The organism is Shewanella sp. 5S214, assembly GCF_041439795.1.
Classification (GTDB): domain Bacteria; phylum Pseudomonadota; class Gammaproteobacteria; order Enterobacterales; family Shewanellaceae; genus Shewanella; species Shewanella vesiculosa.
In genome coordinates, this window is sequence record NZ_JBGOOV010000003.1 from 190,971 (window position 1) to 208,977 (window position 18,007).

At 36.4% G+C, this 18,007-nt stretch carries 20 protein-coding genes and 1 pseudogene; 19 read left to right on the forward strand and 2 right to left on the reverse strand.

Features of this window, described 5'->3' with window-relative positions:
* Nucleotides 1–25: 25 nt before the first annotated feature.
* Nucleotides 26–1,465, reverse strand: coding sequence for an OmpA family protein (locus tag ACED29_RS03140; protein WP_371697008.1), 1,440 nt, complete (start codon nt 1,463–1,465; stop codon nt 26–28).
* A 484-nt stretch (nt 1,466–1,949) separates the two neighbouring features.
* On the opposite strand from ACED29_RS03140, the gene ACED29_RS03145 reads away from it, so the two are divergent.
* From ACED29_RS03145 to ACED29_RS03235, 19 genes and pseudogenes are all read left to right on the forward strand, one after another.
* A complete protein-coding gene (locus tag ACED29_RS03145) occupies nt 1,950–2,192 on the forward strand; it encodes a hypothetical protein (RefSeq protein WP_371697009.1) in 243 nt (80 codons plus the stop codon).
* 85 nt (nt 2,193–2,277) lie between these two features.
* Nucleotides 2,278–2,940 (forward strand): hypothetical protein, encoded by a 663-nt coding sequence (locus ACED29_RS03150; protein WP_371697010.1) that lies wholly within the window; start codon nt 2,278–2,280, stop codon nt 2,938–2,940.
* A 227-nt stretch (nt 2,941–3,167) separates the two neighbouring features.
* Entirely contained in the window at nt 3,168–4,070 is a 903-nt protein-coding gene (locus ACED29_RS03155; RefSeq protein WP_371697011.1) for a hypothetical protein, read from the forward strand.
* A 155-nt stretch (nt 4,071–4,225) separates the two neighbouring features.
* Nucleotides 4,226–4,906: a hypothetical protein gene (locus ACED29_RS03160; protein WP_371697012.1), complete on the forward strand. Its 681-nt coding sequence runs from the start codon at nt 4,226–4,228 to the stop codon at nt 4,904–4,906.
* A 310-nt stretch (nt 4,907–5,216) separates the two neighbouring features.
* Nucleotides 5,217–5,687 (forward strand): hypothetical protein, encoded by a 471-nt coding sequence (locus ACED29_RS03165; RefSeq protein WP_371697013.1) that lies wholly within the window; start codon nt 5,217–5,219, stop codon nt 5,685–5,687.
* A gap of 733 nt (nt 5,688–6,420) precedes the next feature.
* Entirely contained in the window at nt 6,421–6,711 is a 291-nt protein-coding gene (locus tag ACED29_RS03170; RefSeq protein WP_371697014.1) for a hypothetical protein, read from the forward strand.
* 123 nt (nt 6,712–6,834) lie between these two features.
* Entirely contained in the window at nt 6,835–7,542 is a 708-nt protein-coding gene (locus ACED29_RS03175; protein ID WP_371697015.1) for a hypothetical protein, read from the forward strand.
* A gap of 118 nt (nt 7,543–7,660) precedes the next feature.
* Nucleotides 7,661–7,824 (forward strand): annotated as a pseudogene (locus tag ACED29_RS03180) (transposase); the annotation flags it as partial.
* A 114-nt stretch (nt 7,825–7,938) separates the two neighbouring features.
* Nucleotides 7,939–8,322: a hypothetical protein gene (locus ACED29_RS03185; protein WP_371697016.1), complete on the forward strand. Its 384-nt coding sequence runs from the start codon at nt 7,939–7,941 to the stop codon at nt 8,320–8,322.
* 184 nt (nt 8,323–8,506) lie between these two features.
* Nucleotides 8,507–8,767 (forward strand): hypothetical protein, encoded by a 261-nt coding sequence (locus tag ACED29_RS03190; RefSeq protein WP_371697017.1) that lies wholly within the window; start codon nt 8,507–8,509, stop codon nt 8,765–8,767.
* 62 nt (nt 8,768–8,829) lie between these two features.
* Nucleotides 8,830–10,068, forward strand: a complete 1,239-nt coding sequence (locus tag ACED29_RS03195; RefSeq protein ID WP_371697018.1) for a hypothetical protein — start codon at nt 8,830–8,832, stop codon at nt 10,066–10,068.
* Between the two features lie 53 nt (nt 10,069–10,121).
* A complete protein-coding gene (locus tag ACED29_RS03200) occupies nt 10,122–10,547 on the forward strand; it encodes a hypothetical protein (protein WP_371697019.1) in 426 nt (141 codons plus the stop codon).
* A complete protein-coding gene (locus ACED29_RS03205; protein ID WP_371697020.1) occupies nt 10,534–11,499 on the forward strand; it encodes a hypothetical protein in 966 nt (321 codons plus the stop codon). Before ACED29_RS03200 ends, ACED29_RS03205 begins: the two co-directional genes overlap by 14 nt.
* Nucleotides 11,500–11,582: 83 nt before the next feature.
* Nucleotides 11,583–12,896 carry a hypothetical protein gene (locus tag ACED29_RS03210; protein WP_371697021.1) on the forward strand — a complete coding sequence of 438 codons (1,314 nt, stop codon included), beginning with the start codon at nt 11,583–11,585 and terminating at the stop codon, nt 12,894–12,896.
* Between the two features lie 56 nt (nt 12,897–12,952).
* On the forward strand, nt 12,953–13,738 hold the full coding sequence (locus tag ACED29_RS03215; protein ID WP_371697022.1) for a hypothetical protein: 786 nt from the start codon (nt 12,953–12,955) through the stop codon (nt 13,736–13,738).
* Between the two features lie 58 nt (nt 13,739–13,796).
* Entirely contained in the window at nt 13,797–14,561 is a 765-nt protein-coding gene (locus ACED29_RS03220; protein WP_371697023.1) for a hypothetical protein, read from the forward strand.
* 1 nt (nt 14,562) lies between these two features.
* Entirely contained in the window at nt 14,563–15,039 is a 477-nt protein-coding gene (locus ACED29_RS03225; RefSeq protein ID WP_371697024.1) for a hypothetical protein, read from the forward strand.
* A gap of 147 nt (nt 15,040–15,186) precedes the next feature.
* On the forward strand, nt 15,187–16,176 hold the full coding sequence (locus ACED29_RS03230) for a hypothetical protein (RefSeq protein ID WP_371697025.1): 990 nt from the start codon (nt 15,187–15,189) through the stop codon (nt 16,174–16,176).
* Nucleotides 16,177–16,200: 24 nt separating this feature from the next.
* Nucleotides 16,201–16,806, forward strand: a complete 606-nt coding sequence (locus ACED29_RS03235) for a hypothetical protein (RefSeq protein ID WP_371697026.1) — start codon at nt 16,201–16,203, stop codon at nt 16,804–16,806.
* 216 nt (nt 16,807–17,022) lie between these two features.
* Here the strand turns inward: ACED29_RS03235 and ACED29_RS03240 are convergent, their stop codons facing one another.
* Nucleotides 17,023–17,655 carry a LuxR C-terminal-related transcriptional regulator gene (locus tag ACED29_RS03240; RefSeq protein ID WP_371697027.1) on the reverse strand — a complete coding sequence of 211 codons (633 nt, stop codon included), beginning with the start codon at nt 17,653–17,655 and terminating at the stop codon, nt 17,023–17,025.
* Nucleotides 17,656–18,007 lie beyond the last annotated feature (352 nt).

Genomic DNA, 18,007 nt, shown 5'->3' on the forward strand with positions numbered 1-18,007 from the left:
TTATTATGTAAGGTTTATATGTCGGTTATTTATTGTCAGAGCGTATCACTAACTCAACGCGGCGATTTTGCTTTTGGCCATTTTCATCAAGGTTATTTGCTATAGGTGAGTACTCACCCACTCCTTTAGCTTCAACTTGTTGTGCAGAAATAGAGAACTGTTTGATCAACCGGGATTTAATCGCCGTCGCACGTTTTTCTGACAAGGTTTGGTTATAAGCTTGCGAGCCTTGATCGTCTGAATGTCCTACCACATAAAACAGTTGTTTAGGGTGTGTTTGTAGGTATTGAGCGACCACTTCTACAATCGGATAAGCTTCTGGTAATAGTTCATCACTATCATATTTAAACAACAAACCGTCTAGCGCCACATGGCCTGTTTTGGCTATTTCATCGGTTAAACCCTGCAAATCAATACCTACACGATTATTGTTTAATGTAGTTTCTTCAATGATCCTGATTTCTGCTGACAATTGGCCAGGAAAACCAATGACGTAAACCATAGCGTACACATTACCTTCAGCTCTATCTAACTTGTATAGTCGATAAAATTGGTTTTCGTCAAAGCCAATCGTTGCAAGTAATGCGATCTTTCTTTCTAATTTTGAATCATCACCGCAAGAGTTTCCTAAGCAGGCATAAACCTCTGTAAAACCAAGTTTAGTTAACGCATGTTGATAATTTGTGTCAATTTCAAATTCTGAGTAAGTACGTGGTAATATGTAAGCAATATCAGTAATTTTTCCTTCCAGTTCCATGGTTTTATAGTTATCACCCACAAGCACTGAGGCTTGGTTAAAACCATGTGTAATATATTTTTGTATAAAAGCACCTGGAATTCGGCTTAGCATTGGGTGATCAGCCGAGTTTTTAGTATCTTTTTGGCTGTTATCCTTAACGGTTATTTCACTCACCTCTTGTGATAAATAGTTTTGGTCAGTGGTAACTAAATCTAACGGCTCTTCTATTACTTCGATAATATCGATCTCTACGCTGGTGGCGCGCTGCCAACCCGCCGCATATATGGACACATATACTTGTTTTTTAGGAAGGGTGATATAGGCAGTAATTAACGAGGGTGAACTTTTTGAAATTGTATATAGCGGTTTTATAAATTTGGCTAATTTCTCCTCACTACCACAACTTTCTTGCTCGCATTCAAAGAGGATATTGGTATTTAATGCCTTGAGCTGGTTTTTATAGTTATTGATTAAATGGGCAGGTGTATAAGACGGCGGCAATTCATAGTTAGTTCTAATCAGTTTACCTTTCACTTCTTTGGAAAGAATTTTATTGTCTTCAATTGACGTTATCAATTGTACTGGTGTGAAATGCCGAAGTTCATTCTTTACTTCTTTTACGTCTTTAGGCTCAGAAAACAATTCTTGTGTTGTCGCCGAGTAGGCATTCATCGCTGGCATAGTCGTCATGATGACGGCAAATGATATAAGCACGGGTTTTAACATATCAACTCCCTGTTGAAATAAAGTATCCAATAATATTAAGAAAGAACCTTAAACCTGCCCATAAGATATTCAAACATCATCAGGGTGTAAATGAATTGCGATTAGAATTACAGATTGATTATTGCTTTTGATGTTTGCTTTTATGTCAAACATTCAAAAGGATGTTTTTTTTGGTTAATAATCAAGCTTCATTGTTTTTAGGTGACAGTGGACAATAAATTGTGAATGATAAGGAGAATGTTAATAATGATTGAGAAGTCATTATCAGGTTAATTTACAAGGAAGTGACTATGTACAAATTATTTTTTATAGTGGTATGTTTATTACTCAATAGCAGCGTTGCAGAGGCTAAGTTTGATGAAGATTTACAAAAAGGTGCGTTAACATTGTCAACTACAAGCTAGCAGGGGATGTAGACTCGTTATTACAATATGGTTACCCTAAAACCAGTAGTAATCCTAAATTTGTTGATTTTTATAAAAAAATGCAAGTAAAAGATGCTAGAAGGGTTGCTGAAAAAGGGGCTGTTGATAGTGTGACTGTAGTCGACACTAACGAGCTACCTAATCCAGCAAGCGATAGTAAGCATGCCGGATTTAATATTGTTGAGCAACGCTCAATTCTAACTCATGTCAAGTTTTCTAAAGAGGATCGACCTGTAAGCTATGAATGTGAATTTGGTCGTGAAAAAGAGTCAAATGAGTGGTTTATTTTAAATGCGATTTAGACTTTAGATGATAAAAACAAACTAAAACGACTAACATTTATTAGTCGTTTTTATATTTTTAAATACAAAACTACAGTGATTTTTTATGCCTTGGTTAGCAAAGAAGCTCCGCCAATTTAACAACACTTCCTCTTTATCAGACAAATTGGCACAACAGCATAAGGTCTTTGTAACATCAAATAGAATTGTGTGGCCCTTATCTAACTACACTTGGGCGCTATTTGTGATTTGCTTAGTTGGTATCCCATTGGGGTTATTTGCATTGGATTATTATCAATATGTGTTGGAGGCGACGTTTACTGCATTAGCCATCATTCTCGTTAGCCATTTTATGCTTCATTTTATTCTTTATTTTAAGAAAGGTTTGAAAGCAACCTTAACAAAAGAAGCCATTGAATTACCGACAGCATTAATGGGGCTGCATTCGACGGGATATGTTCCATTTAGTCGGGTTGAAGAAATTCGTATTCAACGTTTTTATCATATTTACCGCTATGTTAAACCCGGTGCTATTTTTAACACGGCGGCTAAAGGCGAGATATACACCCATGCATGTTTAATGTTAAACAATGGCGAAGTTGTCAATTTATCTCGGGTAAACGTAATAGCATTACCTGAGCTTATCGAATACATACAGCAGCGTTATTCTCCAAAAATCAGTTATCGTTATCCAATACCTCTGACATTTTTAGGTGGGATGTTTCTGTTATATATCGTATTGCTTACCTCACAGATTATGATGACTTAAGTGTTTGACTGGGCAAAACCTCTGCTTAGTATTTTTACGCCAGAACCGCTCGTTTGTAATGCACTGTAGTCAACGGTAGTAAATCGCGGGGGAGAGTTATTTAACTCAGGTTTGGTAAGGTGAACTGTGCGGATGCAAGCACCTTTTAGATTGTTATTAACGTAAAGATGAGCTTGGAATAACATCAGTAAAAATTGAAAAAATGGATTTATATAGGGATATAGGCAATGGAACATAATGTACTTTGGTTAGCGATGTTGTTAGCTGCAAACTTAGTCATGAGTGGTTGTAATAGTGATTTAGCCGAAGGCGTGCTGCAACCGACAATTTCTGTGACTGTAGCAGATCCTATCGTGGCAGTTATTTCACCGAATCAAGTGGCTACTTCAGGTCTTGTCGAGTTTGTTGGTACCTGGGAAAACAAGGATGAAGATGGCGATGGCGTGCTCGATGAGCAAGATGACTATCCGTTTGATGCGAGTAAGAGTAAATATCCACTATTCATCGAACAGGAACCGAACGATTACCCTGGCATCGCCACGCGGATAGAAATTGATGTAGGGGTTAGAGTTCAAGGTGTCATAAGCTCTGAATTGGACAAAGGTGATCTGTTTAAGTTTGTAACAACTGAGCTTAAACAATACACAGCGGTTTTCAAAACGTCATCAGCGAGATTTAAACCACAAGTGTATCTTTCAAATAAAGATGGCCTTGTTATGAATGACATCTTTTTGTATCAATATGCAAACCCTAATATCTACGTGGTGAACTTTACAATATATGATCCGGGTACATATCAACTGAGTCTGATTGATGAAAATTTTGCAGGGGGGCCAGACCTCTCTTACGAAATTGTATTTTTTAATGACACTGACGTTGATTCATTCGATGACATGAAAGAGCGTGCATTAGGTTCTGATTTACTTGAAAATGATATGGATCAAGACAAGATACTTGATGGTTTAGAGTTTATTTTTGGTATGCTAAATTCAACGATCGATCCAGATGATGATAATCAACCCAATTGGCTTGATTCCGACTCTGACGGCGACAGCATTTCAGATTTGATTGAAGGCAGTGGCGATACTAATCAAAATGGGAAGGTTGATTTTTTAGATCATCAACGTTGATATTGATGGTCTGTTAATCAGCCTATTTAATCAACCCTCGCGTTTATATAATCGTTTCAGCCCGACACCGGTCTTTTACATTTTTTAGAAAGATATGCTTAATTATCTGGTTATTAATGTTTTTCGGTTTTTTAGTGTGATAAAGAGAAGGGTATATGGCCAAAAAAATAGCGTTAGATGATAAATCTTGGTTTTATAACCTGCACATTAAAGGGATGCGTGACTTTAATGCACAGAGTGATGTGAGTTTATATGTCGCTAATATAGTTTACCCTCTGTCTTTAGGTGTTTCGCTGTTATTGTTTATTTTCATGGTCGGTTTGTCTGTGCTACCTCTTAACTTCCCTGATACTGAGCTTGCTCGTGCATTAGTATTAATCAACATTGGATTATTACCTGTCTACTTAATAGGGCGTTATTGGCTGGTTAGGCGACGTTACGGTATTAGCGGGACATTACGTTGCTATGTTAGTCAGCAACGTCTAGCCATTCCTGCAAATACGATCATTGATAAACCGGTTGGGTTGTTGGAGTTGCAGCGCGACAACATTGAGCGCATCAGAGTAAGATATAAATCTCAAATGCATCGTTTACATGTGCGCAATCATATTATCGCGTGTGATATTGAGCTAAAGAGCGGCGAAATCATTACTCTTAATGCTATGTACTTCCCGCTTAAGCACATTGTTTACATGTTGTGTTTTTTCGACTACCCAATGACAACGCAGCACGGCAATTGGTCATGGACTTTTTTGCCTAATATTATAGCCATAACATTTCCTCTTTTAGCTAATATTACTGTTACAGGTATGTTGTTTAAACACTACTTTTTATAGTTTAAATCAATTAATCGAAATCAAATTAACATGGCTACCCTTCGCAGTTGGATACCAAATTTAAAAATTAATTAACCATTTTAAAGGATGTATTTGGGATTTTTTATAGTTACAAAGGGCTATCGTAATTCAGGTGGAAAGGCAGTAAGTTATTTCATTATAAAAATGGGTGGCCTCGTAGTTCTTTGTAGTTCTTTAAAGAAGGTAGTTTAAGTAAATACAATGCTTAGTCACTAATTAAGAATAAACAGTACCACATTATAGTGCGGGTCCAGCTGCACTGATTTTTTATTTAAATGAAGAGATTTTTATGTCAAGCAAGCAACTTTCGAAACTAAAATTCACTTTCGTGATAGCCTCGCTATTGTGTTGTGCTCAAAGTCTCGCCACAGAAAAAGAACAAATGCCGTGGGACTTTGACAGTAATATTTATAGGGAGCAACTAAGTGAAAGTATACAAAGTGGTATCAGCAATCAAGACCTGCTAAACAAAGATAAGCAGTGGGATGAGTGTTCGACGATGGCGACTTCGACTGACCGAATGGCTCTAGGAGTGCAATCTAACAAAGAAGATCATGATTTTGCGCGTGAGATAATCCTTGATCTTTATCCCGTGGATAATGATAGTTTTCGTGATGTGATTAATCAGAAAATAATGGGGCTGGCCTTTGAAATGGCTGATTTAGCTGACGGTGATAAAACCAGTGACGAGTCACCTGTAACCCAAGCCGCTTGGGATTGGTGTATTGCCCAAGACCCTCAAGATTTTGCTGATTTATAAAATAATAGCATTTCTACCCATCTTTTTAATTTAATAAATTTCATAAAATGGGTGGCATCTTTATCTATCGATAAAAATACTGAGGTATGGTTTAATTCTGCAACAGGACAAGAGAAGGCTGTTATTACAAAGAACCAATAGTTCCAGAAAATGCAAAAAATGGTAGTGTCACAGTTAAAAAAATACAGAATTTAAAATTACCCCTTTTACGCTTCTTGAAAATAGGGTCGATAGTAGATTTGGAGATAATGGCAATAATGCAGATGATAAATTTGCTCTTTGGATAAACAACAAGCAAATAGGTTTGATGTCTAGTGGGCGAGAGTTGTCAATATCAGTGAACAATTACAACCTGGTAGTTATACTGTGGAGCTAAAGGGTATTGAAGCTCCTGATGATATTGGAACCTATTATATTTGTTTTTCTGATAATGTAGCTATAAACAGTGGTAGTAATGCACTTTCAGGCCGGGATTTAGTTCGAAATGCCACAAATTATTTAAAATTACTGTTGCTAAAAAGGTTAATGCAAGTATCTCAAATTTTGCTTATATTAACAATTCAACTAATAAAGTAAATATTTTACAAAATGGTTAATTTTATTAGGATTTTATTTTTATCGTTATTGTTTATTGTATGGAATCCTACTTCAGCAAGTGAGATTGAAGACGATCCCTTAGCAAAACGTTGTTTAGCTTTATTTGAGATATATAAAAAATGATTTAAGTTCCTTTTTGAATGAATTTCCTAGTCAAATTGTAACTATTATAGGCGAAGATACACTCAAGAAACAACTTAATAAAAAACATAGTAAATTCGAAGAAGACTACAATAGTTCACCTAAAGAAATATTAATAACGGGTATTGAAAATATACAGTCGCACCCAAAAGCCGTCGAAAGGATAGGTGTTGAAGAGTCGAAAGAAGTTAGCATATACATTGAAGGTGTAAATATTCGTAGAGTAGATGGATGCAAGTTCGATCGCATCAAAACTAAGTGGTATTTTAGTGATACTCCTCTTTAGGTTTAATGATGAATTAAAGTGAGCTTTCTGTTTAGAAAGCTCACTTTTTTACGCTAGAATGAATAAAAGTTAACGCGGCTAGTCAAAAAGTTCGGCTCGAAATTAAGATAGGGAAATGTGATTTTGAACGATTTATATTATTTACTCACAGATAAACGTTGGTTTGTTGGTTATATTAGAAAGAAATATAATGGTATTAGTAAAAGTAAAATTGTGCAATTACCAATAACGTGGGGGCTAAAGCGGTTACCATTAAAAGATGAGGTTAGATTAGCTACGCTGCTATTGATATTATTATTTATCTCTTTCACTATGCTAGTGCCCACTAATGGTGCTTTGGTGGACAATTTTCCACGTTTTTTTAAAATGAATCGTGAGCCATTTTACAGCCTAAGTGTACCTTTAGTGACATTGTTCTGTCTCGGAATATATTATAAATTAAGAGTTAAATTTTCACTCAAAAACAACGGTGTTAGGTCATCAGAACGTCTTCGTAATAGTCATATAGGGATATCTGTTGACCAGTTAGTATTACCGCCATTTATTCGTCAATATAGTGTTCAAAAAACATTGGGGCATAAACCGCCATTTTTAAATCCAATTACATTATCTAGTAGTCAAATAAGCCAAATAGACGTTAAATGGTATCAATATTACTCATCGAGAAATGACTACTCATTTCGACAGAATCAGATCGACTCTATTGAAATTAAGTTAACCGATGGCCAAGTTTACATCCTTAATAGCTGGGTTTTCCCATATTCAAGTTTGCTTTACTTATTTATTAAGTTTAATTATCCGGTAAACCTAGACGATATCGGTACTAGATAAAATTAACATAGTCATTCATCTTGACAACTATGTTAATTAACATGGCTACCCAGGATTGTTGGCTAAATATCGAACAACAAGCTACGCTTTAATTACCCTTTCAAAATGGTAGTTGAAGATGGCCAGACCAAGACAAACAATTATTAGTTTAGATGACACACCTTACCCTTGTATATAGAAAGTTGCCACTGCTGTTCACGTGTGGTACGTAAGGCTTTTCTGTGTGCTATCGATAATTCAACAGGTGAGAATTTTGAGCATCGGCGTGGATGGGTTGATTCTAATAACATGGCCACGCACGATTATTGTTGGTTGATATCAATCAGCTAGTATTGTCTTGATTTTGGCCTATAAGCTGATTATCAAACTTAAAAACTGATTTTACTGTTTAAAAGGATGTATTTTGGGGTTTTTATAGTAATAAAAGGCTATCGTAATTCAAGTGAAAAGGCAGTAAGTTATTTCATTATAAATATGGGTGGCATTATTGTCGTTGATGAATCAACAGCAGGTCAAACTAAACGTACCAAGAAATTAACTTTACCACAAGGAGAGGTTGACTTCGAACTTGTAGGTATTACAGTTCCCGACTCTCGGGCGACATATTATGTTTGTTTTTCAAATAATGTAGATGTGGTTAGTGGTATTACATCTGCTAAAGTAGATTTCGAACCTGGAAGCCAGTTTTTTACTAAACTTAGATTAAATGTTAAGCCAGAGTCAGCTTCTAATCCGGTGAATTGTAGGTACTTCGATCCAACAACCAGCCAAGCAATTTAATGTGGGAAGAGTAATCATGAATATTGTAGTTAAGTCGCTAATATTGGCTTTGCTCGTTAGCTTGTCATATGAATCGTATGCAGATGATAGTAATTATAATTTTATTGCGAACAGTAATACCGATAATATTTTTCTTGATAAATGTAAGATTTACAGGGAAATACTAAAAACCAACGATATTGAGTTGTTCAAAACTTTTATCGACCCGTCATTGCATGAGCACCCTCGTTTAGCTAAAGGTTTCTCTACTTATGTAAAGAACTATGAGCGAGAAGTCGGTGAAGAGGCTTATACATTGGAAAGCATTGTCATAGTGAACTTAGAAGACCAAAACTTTGCTGGTGTCGATTACATATATTCATTTAATAATGGCAAAGGCCATGGTAACTCAGGTTGTACATTTACCCGTTTAGAAGGTAATCATTGGAAACTACGTCCTCGTTAATATTAAGTATATTAATAAGATCTGCAGCAAAATGAAAAAGTGTAAGTCGATTAAGGAATAGGATGTTTAACAAGTTAACAGGGACGTTATTGAATACCGCATCATCATTTTCAATTGTGTCAGCCGTTGAAAAAATAAAGTGGATTTTTATATGCTTTAATCTGGTTTATGTGGTGTTGGCGGTAAGTGTCTTTTCTTTTTCGGTTGAAACTATCGGGCGTTTAATGCTCAGTATATTGTTGATGTTGATAGCGTTTAGTTATCAATGTCGATGGTGTTTTGATGTCTCACGCAAGGTGTTAACACGGTTCCATGGTTTCAAGTTAGGGGGGAAATCCATTTATTCCCTTCAACAACAAGATGTTGATTACTCGATAATAAAAAATATTGAGTTAAAAGAAGTACATAATACTTATAAAGTGATTTTGCATGTTAAAGAGAGTCAACAAGCTCAATTTCCTGAACCGATATCGATATCCTTAAAAGTGAAGCAATATAAGTTGGCCGCATTGGTGCAACAATGTCGAAAAGAGTTAATGTCGCAGGGGATTAATGTTGTCGGTCAATTTGATAGCGTTAGCCGTAAAGATTGGCCTGCCTTTAGTTCAGTACCGCTTGACCAAGATACTGTAAAAGCCTTTATTGGGATTAAGCTATTTAACGACCCGATAAAATTACAATTCCCCGTCACACTGTTTATGCTGCCTTTACCTCGGCAATACTTTCATCAAGTCTGGGCTTCAAGTTATATCAGTTTTATGGCTGCTCTGTTTATCCTTTATTCTAGCCAAAATATCGCAGCGGCCATCGTGGTTGCATTATTTGGTGTAGCGGTGTCTGCTGTAAGGCGAAAGCTTATCTGCGATAAATATTATACACAGGGGATATCGACTCCTAATGAGATTGTTATCAGCGAAAATTCACTTGTTATTCCAAGAGTATATTTTGAGGACAAGCAAGTTAGGCGGATAGAAAAGTCTGCGATTAAATCAATCAATATTGAGTGGAATTGGTATAAAGCTGGCGATGGTGACAGTACCCGGAGGCAATACCGACGACCTTTTGTCTTTAGGGTAAACATTGATGTGAGTAAAGGTGAAAGCATTACGTTAGCAGGGCAAACGTTTGATAGTAATAAATTTGTTATTGCACTGTGCCAACTCGGCTATAGTGCAACGTTGACGCAAATTCCGAAAATAGCTGCTGTATGGCGATTTTACATACTCATACCAATAGCTGTCGCGCTACTAGGCATGACAGGCTTTGGCTTGTACTCACTGTATATTCGTTATTTGGTTTAAGAATATAAGTAATATCTGCAAATTATTTATTTAACACATTAAAAGGACTTTATATGAAGAAAAGCATACTGGTTGTACTGTTATTGATAGCTAACGGAGTATCAGCAGCCCCTGCACCAACAGATAGCAATCAAGACAATGAATTGCAAATACGAACTCTAATTCAAAATTTATATACCGATGGGAAAAATCCAAACACATCTGCTGAAACATATTTATATAAATATTTCTCACCCATTGATTTAAAAAAATTACACGTTGTTTCTGGTCCAGATGGCGAACAAAAAGCATGGACTAAAATGGTTCAAGCATTTGACGTAAGCGAACAACGTTATCAGCAATATCTGGACATGCTGTTAACCGCTGAAAAAGCACCCATTACTTTTTATCAAGATGGCGCTAGAGCAACAATCGAAATAGAAGTACCAAGACAACCAAAATTCATAAAATATCAAGGGAAATGGTATGCATCAATGTAAGTTTAAAACTCAATATAGTGTGTTAAAAAATGTAGTTGCCATCAGTCTATCTATATTTCTCAGTGTTAATGCGTACGCTAGTGATTGCCAAAGAAGTGTTAAATATTACTCTAGCCAGCAGCATGATAAATTTTTAGTCGATGTATTAATTGAGTTACCAAAAGGCTTTGATAATACAGGTATGATAGAAATTAGTGGTTTTCAATGTATGTCCGAAGTAAATGAAGGACAAGCATTTAAGATGACTATGCATAAATCAGCTTCGTTACCGCAATTTGATATTATTTATACCGATCCTGATGGATTAAGGTTTAACAATATTTTGCAGGCGACAGTATTCCCCTGGAGCAAATCAGTAAAAATTGATATGCAATCGACTGTACTAAGTGATCTATTAAAAAATATTCCTAACTATCGTTTTTTAGATGATAAAGACAAGTCACAGTTAATCGTAATGGCGAACAATTCAATTTATTTAAAAAAATGGGCCGCACTTAGAAGTGAGAGAATTGTAAGTCAGCCGCTTGTATACAGCTACCCATTACCTAAAAATGAAGAAGATTTGCTGCAGCTTGCTATAGATGAATTTAATAAAAATTATAGTCGCATGCAGCAAAATCAAATTGATGCCGTGGTTAGGCAACCAGATGAGGTTTTATTGTCGCTATTTACCTTGTTAAAGTCAGATAAAGTCGATAACGACTCTTTATCTACATATTTATTTAATGAGCAAGTAAGGCGAGATGTGTTTGTTAAAGACTTGCTACGAAGTACCGTTAACGAAATCAAACAAGTTGAGTTGATTCAGAGTAAACCTCTTGATCGTTTGGCATATGTCAATGTTATTTACAATACAACATCGGATGCTAGATTTTATGAGCAGAAATTCTTATTGAAACGCTTGCAATCTGAGTGGCTACTGTCTGCTGCTTATAATCGAAAAGTTAATTAGTAAAGTAAAGGACCGAGGCATCATTAACGTTGTCAGAACATGACAGAGTTAATCTTAAATTCATAACTTAAGGATGAGATCAAATGAAAGTAATAGGATTACTAGTATTGCTCGGGTTAAGCCCTATGGCTGCGTTTGCAAGTTGTAATATTGATTTTGAAGTACAAGGTGAATTGGACCCCACATTACAGTATCAATTGACTTATTATAATACTCTGCACTCACGTAAAACGATGGATTTAAACAATCTTACCGCGTTTACAAAAAACAATATTGAATTGCCTGGCTGTCCTCAAAAGCATAAAGCCGATATGACTATGACTTATACCAAAGATGGCACCAGTTATATTGTTTTTGAAAGTCATCTGTTTCCTAATCAATCCAGTATTTATTTTAGTCACAGCAATACATTAGCGTTTAGAAGTTGTGCTGGCTGCGACTTGCAGCAATACACCTATGTCGCGAAAGAAATTCAACAGCAAGGTATGGATAAGGAGTTGAACACCTTGGTTGTGCAGCAGGCTGACTATCTTGATTATCTTCGCTATGCCGATGTTAGGGCTGTTTTTGGTGAAAGATCAAAGGCGATTGTTAAGGCTGCTATTGAGGCGGGATATATCACTCCACCCAATATTGGTGCTATTAATGAAAAGCCACCTCATACCCGTGATGTGCTTGATCAATGGCTAGCAATATTGGCACCGCAAAAAGCGTTTAAAGGCATTTTAGGGGCAAAAACCCGTCAGCAGGACGCTTTTGCTGACTACGAGGCAATGACAAGTAAAATTTCACTGACTAACCCAACGTTTTTCGATCAACTGACAAATCTCACCAAAGGGTTCAAGGATAAAATGATATTTACAGGGGAAGTACAGTCATTAATCGCCCCGTTTTTGTCGACCACTGATGCTGATATAAAAAAACTCATAAACATGATTAATGAGTCATTAAGCCAAGCATTATCGTTACCTGAGCAGGTAAACAGCGTAGTGATATCAAAAGGCGATATTAACAACCCTAAGCCCGACGATTCCGCTAGGTTGATCGCAAATTGGTTTAGGTTGTTGCACACCATTGAGTCTGGCACACCTGAGCAATTAGCCATGTTTTCAGCTCAGTTTAGAGCCGGTGTGATGACAGATATTTTGAATCGTGATGACTCAAAGCAAAAAATACTTTCAGCAGCGATAAAAAAGTACAGTAAAGCAATACGTTATTCACCGCCAAAAAGTAGCGACAAAGATGTAGCCGCTTACAATATGCTATTAGATGAATTTAAAGGGAAAGTTGAAGGTAACGGAAAACGCTTAATGTTAAAAGACGCTGACAGTGGTCAACAACTGGAGTGGGTTTACGAAAATAACAGTTGGAAACTGGATACTGTTTTAATTAAATAACAATATGTTGCCGTAAACGAAAGCAAAATAAATGGACTTATAAGGCAATCGATTCAATGAAGAATAATGCAATTTGGTTAGCGATGTTGTTAACGGCTACTTTAGGCGTTACAGGTTGTAATGAGCCGGTAAAACAAGACAACAATGGCAAGCTGATTTCCGCCGCGCCTATGCCAAATGAATATGCCGACTTTCTCATCAAGTGGAGAAATAAAGATGAAGATGGAGATGGCATTCTTGATGAGTTAGATGATTATCCTCTAGATGCATCTCAATCCAGTTTTGAGCTAATCCGCGAACAAGAACCCAATGATAATCCCTCAATAGCAACTCATGTCAATCGTTATCCTCCATTTAAAATGTCAGGCGCAATATCTGTTAAGTCAGATAATGGTGATTTGTTTTCCTTTAATGCACATAAAGATGAATTTTATACCCTAGTGCTTCACTACAATGATGACTCTGGCTTTAAACCCAATATCTATTTTTCAGGCGAAGATGGTATGGCATTGAATTTTGGTGAGATACCAATAAATAACGCATTGAAAATTATTGCAATTAACGTTGGAATCTTAAAAGACGGAAAGTATCACATCGGTGTTAATGACATTGATTTTGATGGCAAAGAGAGTTTTACCTACAATGCCACAATCTTTATTGATAGAGATGGAGATGCGCTCAGTGATGATCTGGAATCTGCAATGGGTATCAATGACTTAACCCACGATACTGATAAAGATAATATTTGGGATACGCAAGAGTATTACCTTGGTTATTTCGACTCATTTAATTTTGATCAAGATGATGATGGTTTACCCGATTGGTTAGATAAAGATAAATAAAATCAATTAGCTGTTCTATTTATAAAATAATATTTCGTATCGTTGTTAAGGATAACAAATGCAGTATTCGCAATTACCTAAACAGTATAAATTTATCAATCCGGTAGGGTTGCCAGAGCAATTACGCATTGCCACTAAAAGGCATTATTTTTGTAAGGCGTTTTGTTTTCTCGGGCTAATACCTCTGTGTGCATCAGTGCTGATGACTTTAACACTTGATGGGAACCAGCAACTTTTTTATCAAGCTGTGGTGGCATTATTATTACCGACGCTAATATTGTTAGGTTTGTGCCAACATTACCTCGTATTTGACTGCGCAACTCATCAACGTTTTGTGCAATTACAATTGTTAGGTTATTGCTTTAAAAAAAATAACTGTGAGTCACTGCAGTCAACTGAATTAATCTTGCTACATAATGTTAATGACAGAAGCCAATACTGCATGAGACTAAACGGTACCAGCTATATGATTGGTACTCTTCAAGAAACATCTGAGCTTGTGTTATTTATTTCACAAAATTTTAATATTAAAGCAAAAGAACAAGTTACTGACTTTCCTAACATCCATACTTTAGATACTCATGCCCTAGCCGCATCATTGGCAGAGTCGGGTTCTCAAAGTATTTCTACCATTGATATACCTGACTCCAATTCTTTGCATGAACATAAAGCTGGAGCTCATTCTAAGCAGAAAGATACCCTTAACTCTTCGTCAATTTTTATCCAACCACTTTGGCAAGTTCGTATTGGATTAAGGCTGTTATACCCATTACCTTTTATATTGTTATTTTGCTTTTCCATGAAATACATCGGAGGCTTATAGCATGTTTTTTAAACCACTATCGCCAACAAAGGCCGTTATGGCCAAGACTCGTTTACGCCTTGTCGCTCGAGTGTTTTTTAGCTGTGTGTTTGCTTGTATGCTTTTAATTGTGATGATGGGGATTGCGCAACACACATATGATGAGGTGTTCATGTATTCAACTCTTGCGTTACTCTGGTGGCATTTCACATTTGCAAAGCGACAAGTCACATTTGATCTTCAAAGCCAGCAAATCACCACCAAAATCAGCTCCCTCTATTTATTAACTCAACAGGTTATTCCCATCAGGAATATTGCAGCACTGCAATTACGCCGCAGGGCAAGTAGTAATGGCGTTCGTGCTTACGAGTTATTAATGGTAATACACACCCAAACTGAACCGTTAAAATTTGAATATGGGGGATTATATCAAATGCAATCGCTTGGTAAGCAAATAGCAGATTTCTGCAACATACCTTTTATCAATCAGATAGATTAACAATACAAATGAGTTCAAATCGCTAATCGACTCATTTTGTTGATAAGCTAGAACAAGCACATAATGGACATAGTGACCTAGGCTAGTTGTATCAATTAAACTACGTCACTTTGCTTTTTTAATGCCTAAAAAATATTAAAGGGATTTATGAGTTATAAAATTATTAAGCAGACGGATGAGCGTATTGTGCTGCAAGATACTGGTGGCATTATCGACTTTGTTTTTGGTATTGGTATGGCCGTCATGGGGGCTGGTGTCATCTATTTAGGTTGGTTTGGCTACCAAGATACGGGTGAGATATTCATGCCACTCATTATAGCCCTCGTCGGCAGTTGTTTTTTCTTCCCCGTATTTAAAGTTAACCGATTAGTTATTGATGCTGTAAATAAAGAAGTCATTAAAACCAAGTCCTGGTTTGGTATTACCACCAATAAAGAAATAGTCACGAATAGCGGTTTATCTTTACTAGAAATGTCTGGTTTCATTACCGGTGAATTTAACGCTTTTTTTGATCGTCAAGAAATAGTTAGGCATCATTACGCTCTTAAGTTTTATAGCTTCCCTGAATGGCATATTACTATCAGAAATGTTTCAACCATGATCAATATTGTGATGTTTTTTGAAAAACACTTTGATACCGATTTGGCATTAGTTATTCAGCATAAAAGACATAAATTTAGTACCAAAGGATTATTAAAAGACCATAAGCCGACTGCACTTCCAACAGATGGTTTAGTACGCGAATCTGGCTTTCAGCAACTGACTGTTGGCGGCATGCCTTTTACATCATTAAGATTTTGGCTGTTTGCGATGAGTACTATAGGGATATCATTTTTTATGTCGATATTTATATTATTCTTTTCTGAATCCGTTTTTACGCCTTATGTATCCTTGCCTGTTCAATATGCTTTATCAGCGTTACTCATTGGTTTTTTTTCTTGGGTATTTTTTTACCGCGCAGCGGGGACAAAACTCAGAATTTATAATGATACTTTGATTGTTAAACATGGTGTGTTTAACGAAAAAACCTATAAACGTTCAGATATCATTGGCGTAGTAAACATTACCAGAAATACGTATTTAGTGACTCGATTAGGTGCCGAATGGTTAGCTTTTAGATTACCAACTGAGCATTAAAACTCAACTAACAGGATGTTATCGATGAATATGATGAAAAAAGCCAGCTTACTGGTGGCTATTACTACTGCCATTACCACAATGAGTTTTGCTGCATTGGCTAGTAACCAAGCTGCTATTGATGCATTTGAAGCTAAAACGAAGCCCATAGCACAAGATGCAAAAGTGCTATCCGATAAGCAGCTAGTCTTGATGCAAGAGTTTAATCAGCTTATGGATTCTGGCAATGCGTCAGCTGTATTCCAAAGTGGCAAGGTGCAAGAATTACAAGCACTCGGTGAGCAGACGTTGGTGCAAGCTAGGTTGTTTGTCAAAGAGTATCAGCAGTTTTTATCGCAATTACCTGAAACATCTACCTGTTATACACCAGAAAACGTCACAGAATATAATAGCCTCATTGATGAGCTCTCTGCTAATAACCAGTCGTTATCTGAATTGAGCGCGACAGTATCACCCGGCGATGATGCAGGTGCCACCATGGCATTATTAAATGTACAAATGCATGCTGGGCGGGTTAGCTCTTTTGTACAAATGTTCCAGCTGGTGAAGATGTGTTACATAACCGAAGCTATGGGTTACACCAAGCAAGATGTTGATCGTATGCAAGCGGAAGAAGATGACGAGCAGTAAAGCTGAGAGTGTAGATCTATTGTCTAATGTTTGTATGTGGATTCTTTTGCGTTTGATCACTTATCGATTTTATCATTATTGCTGTTAGTAGCATTAAAGATAAACAAGGTAATATGATTAAGCGAGATAGAGTCGCGGCTAAATAGATAATCCCCATAAGCGGAACCTATGGGGGGTCATACAATAAGGCTGATATTATTGAGTATTTATAAAAAGCTAACCGGCAGCGAAGGCAAATAATTGGCCGCGGTTTTTAATCTTGGTTTTTTTATAAATATTTTGGACATGCATTTTGACTGTGTTAACCGAAATGTTGAGCTCTTTGGCCATTTCTTCGTTGGTTAATCCATGCAGTATGAGTGACAAGACTTGTTGTTCTTTTTTGGTGGTGACCGCAAGTATTTTGGCGCGATTACCTGATGATGGAATACGCTTTCTTTGCAAGATATATTTGGATACCGCTTTGGGATGGAAGCTGATTTCTCCATCTTGTACTTTTTTGATACTTTGTATTTGGTGGGCGATATCGTCATCGACACTGATTGCACCATGAAATCCTGATGAAATAAGAATGACTTCTAATTCCACATTTAATGCAGGACAAAATGCGATATGCAAATCATTTTTAAATAATTCGACGCATAAATAGCCAATATCTTGTAATGGATTTTCAAGATAATGAACCATAATATTGGTGTCATTTTCCAGACTAGACGCGTTGGATAATTCTGATAAAGCATCACTAGCACTAGTCGGAATTAAGTTAAATTGGATCAGATTCGCAAGGTGCTGAAATTGCCCATGAAGAAGGACAGGGAAATCTACAATTAGAAGGTTATTGTTGAACATGTCACATTCCTTGTTTAAAAACACAGCGTCCTGTTGCTGTCATCTATCAGTCTTTATCGTAATAAAGCGGGTAAAATTCTAGCATATCTAACATAAATAAAAAAACCATTCTGTATTAATTTTGATCAACATTATGCATATCAAATGTTTATCTCTATAAATACATAATCAAACACTAAGTGCTTATATTAATTGTTTTTTATATGAAACTGGCTTTTTTTAAATTTGGTACAATCTCAATTCTACAGCATTACAACCTCTTTGAATACTGTAAAATGATTAATTTACAGACTGAAGATATCTTAAGTGATACGTCATTTATGCTGTAGTAAATGTGAGTGTTGCATGCCCT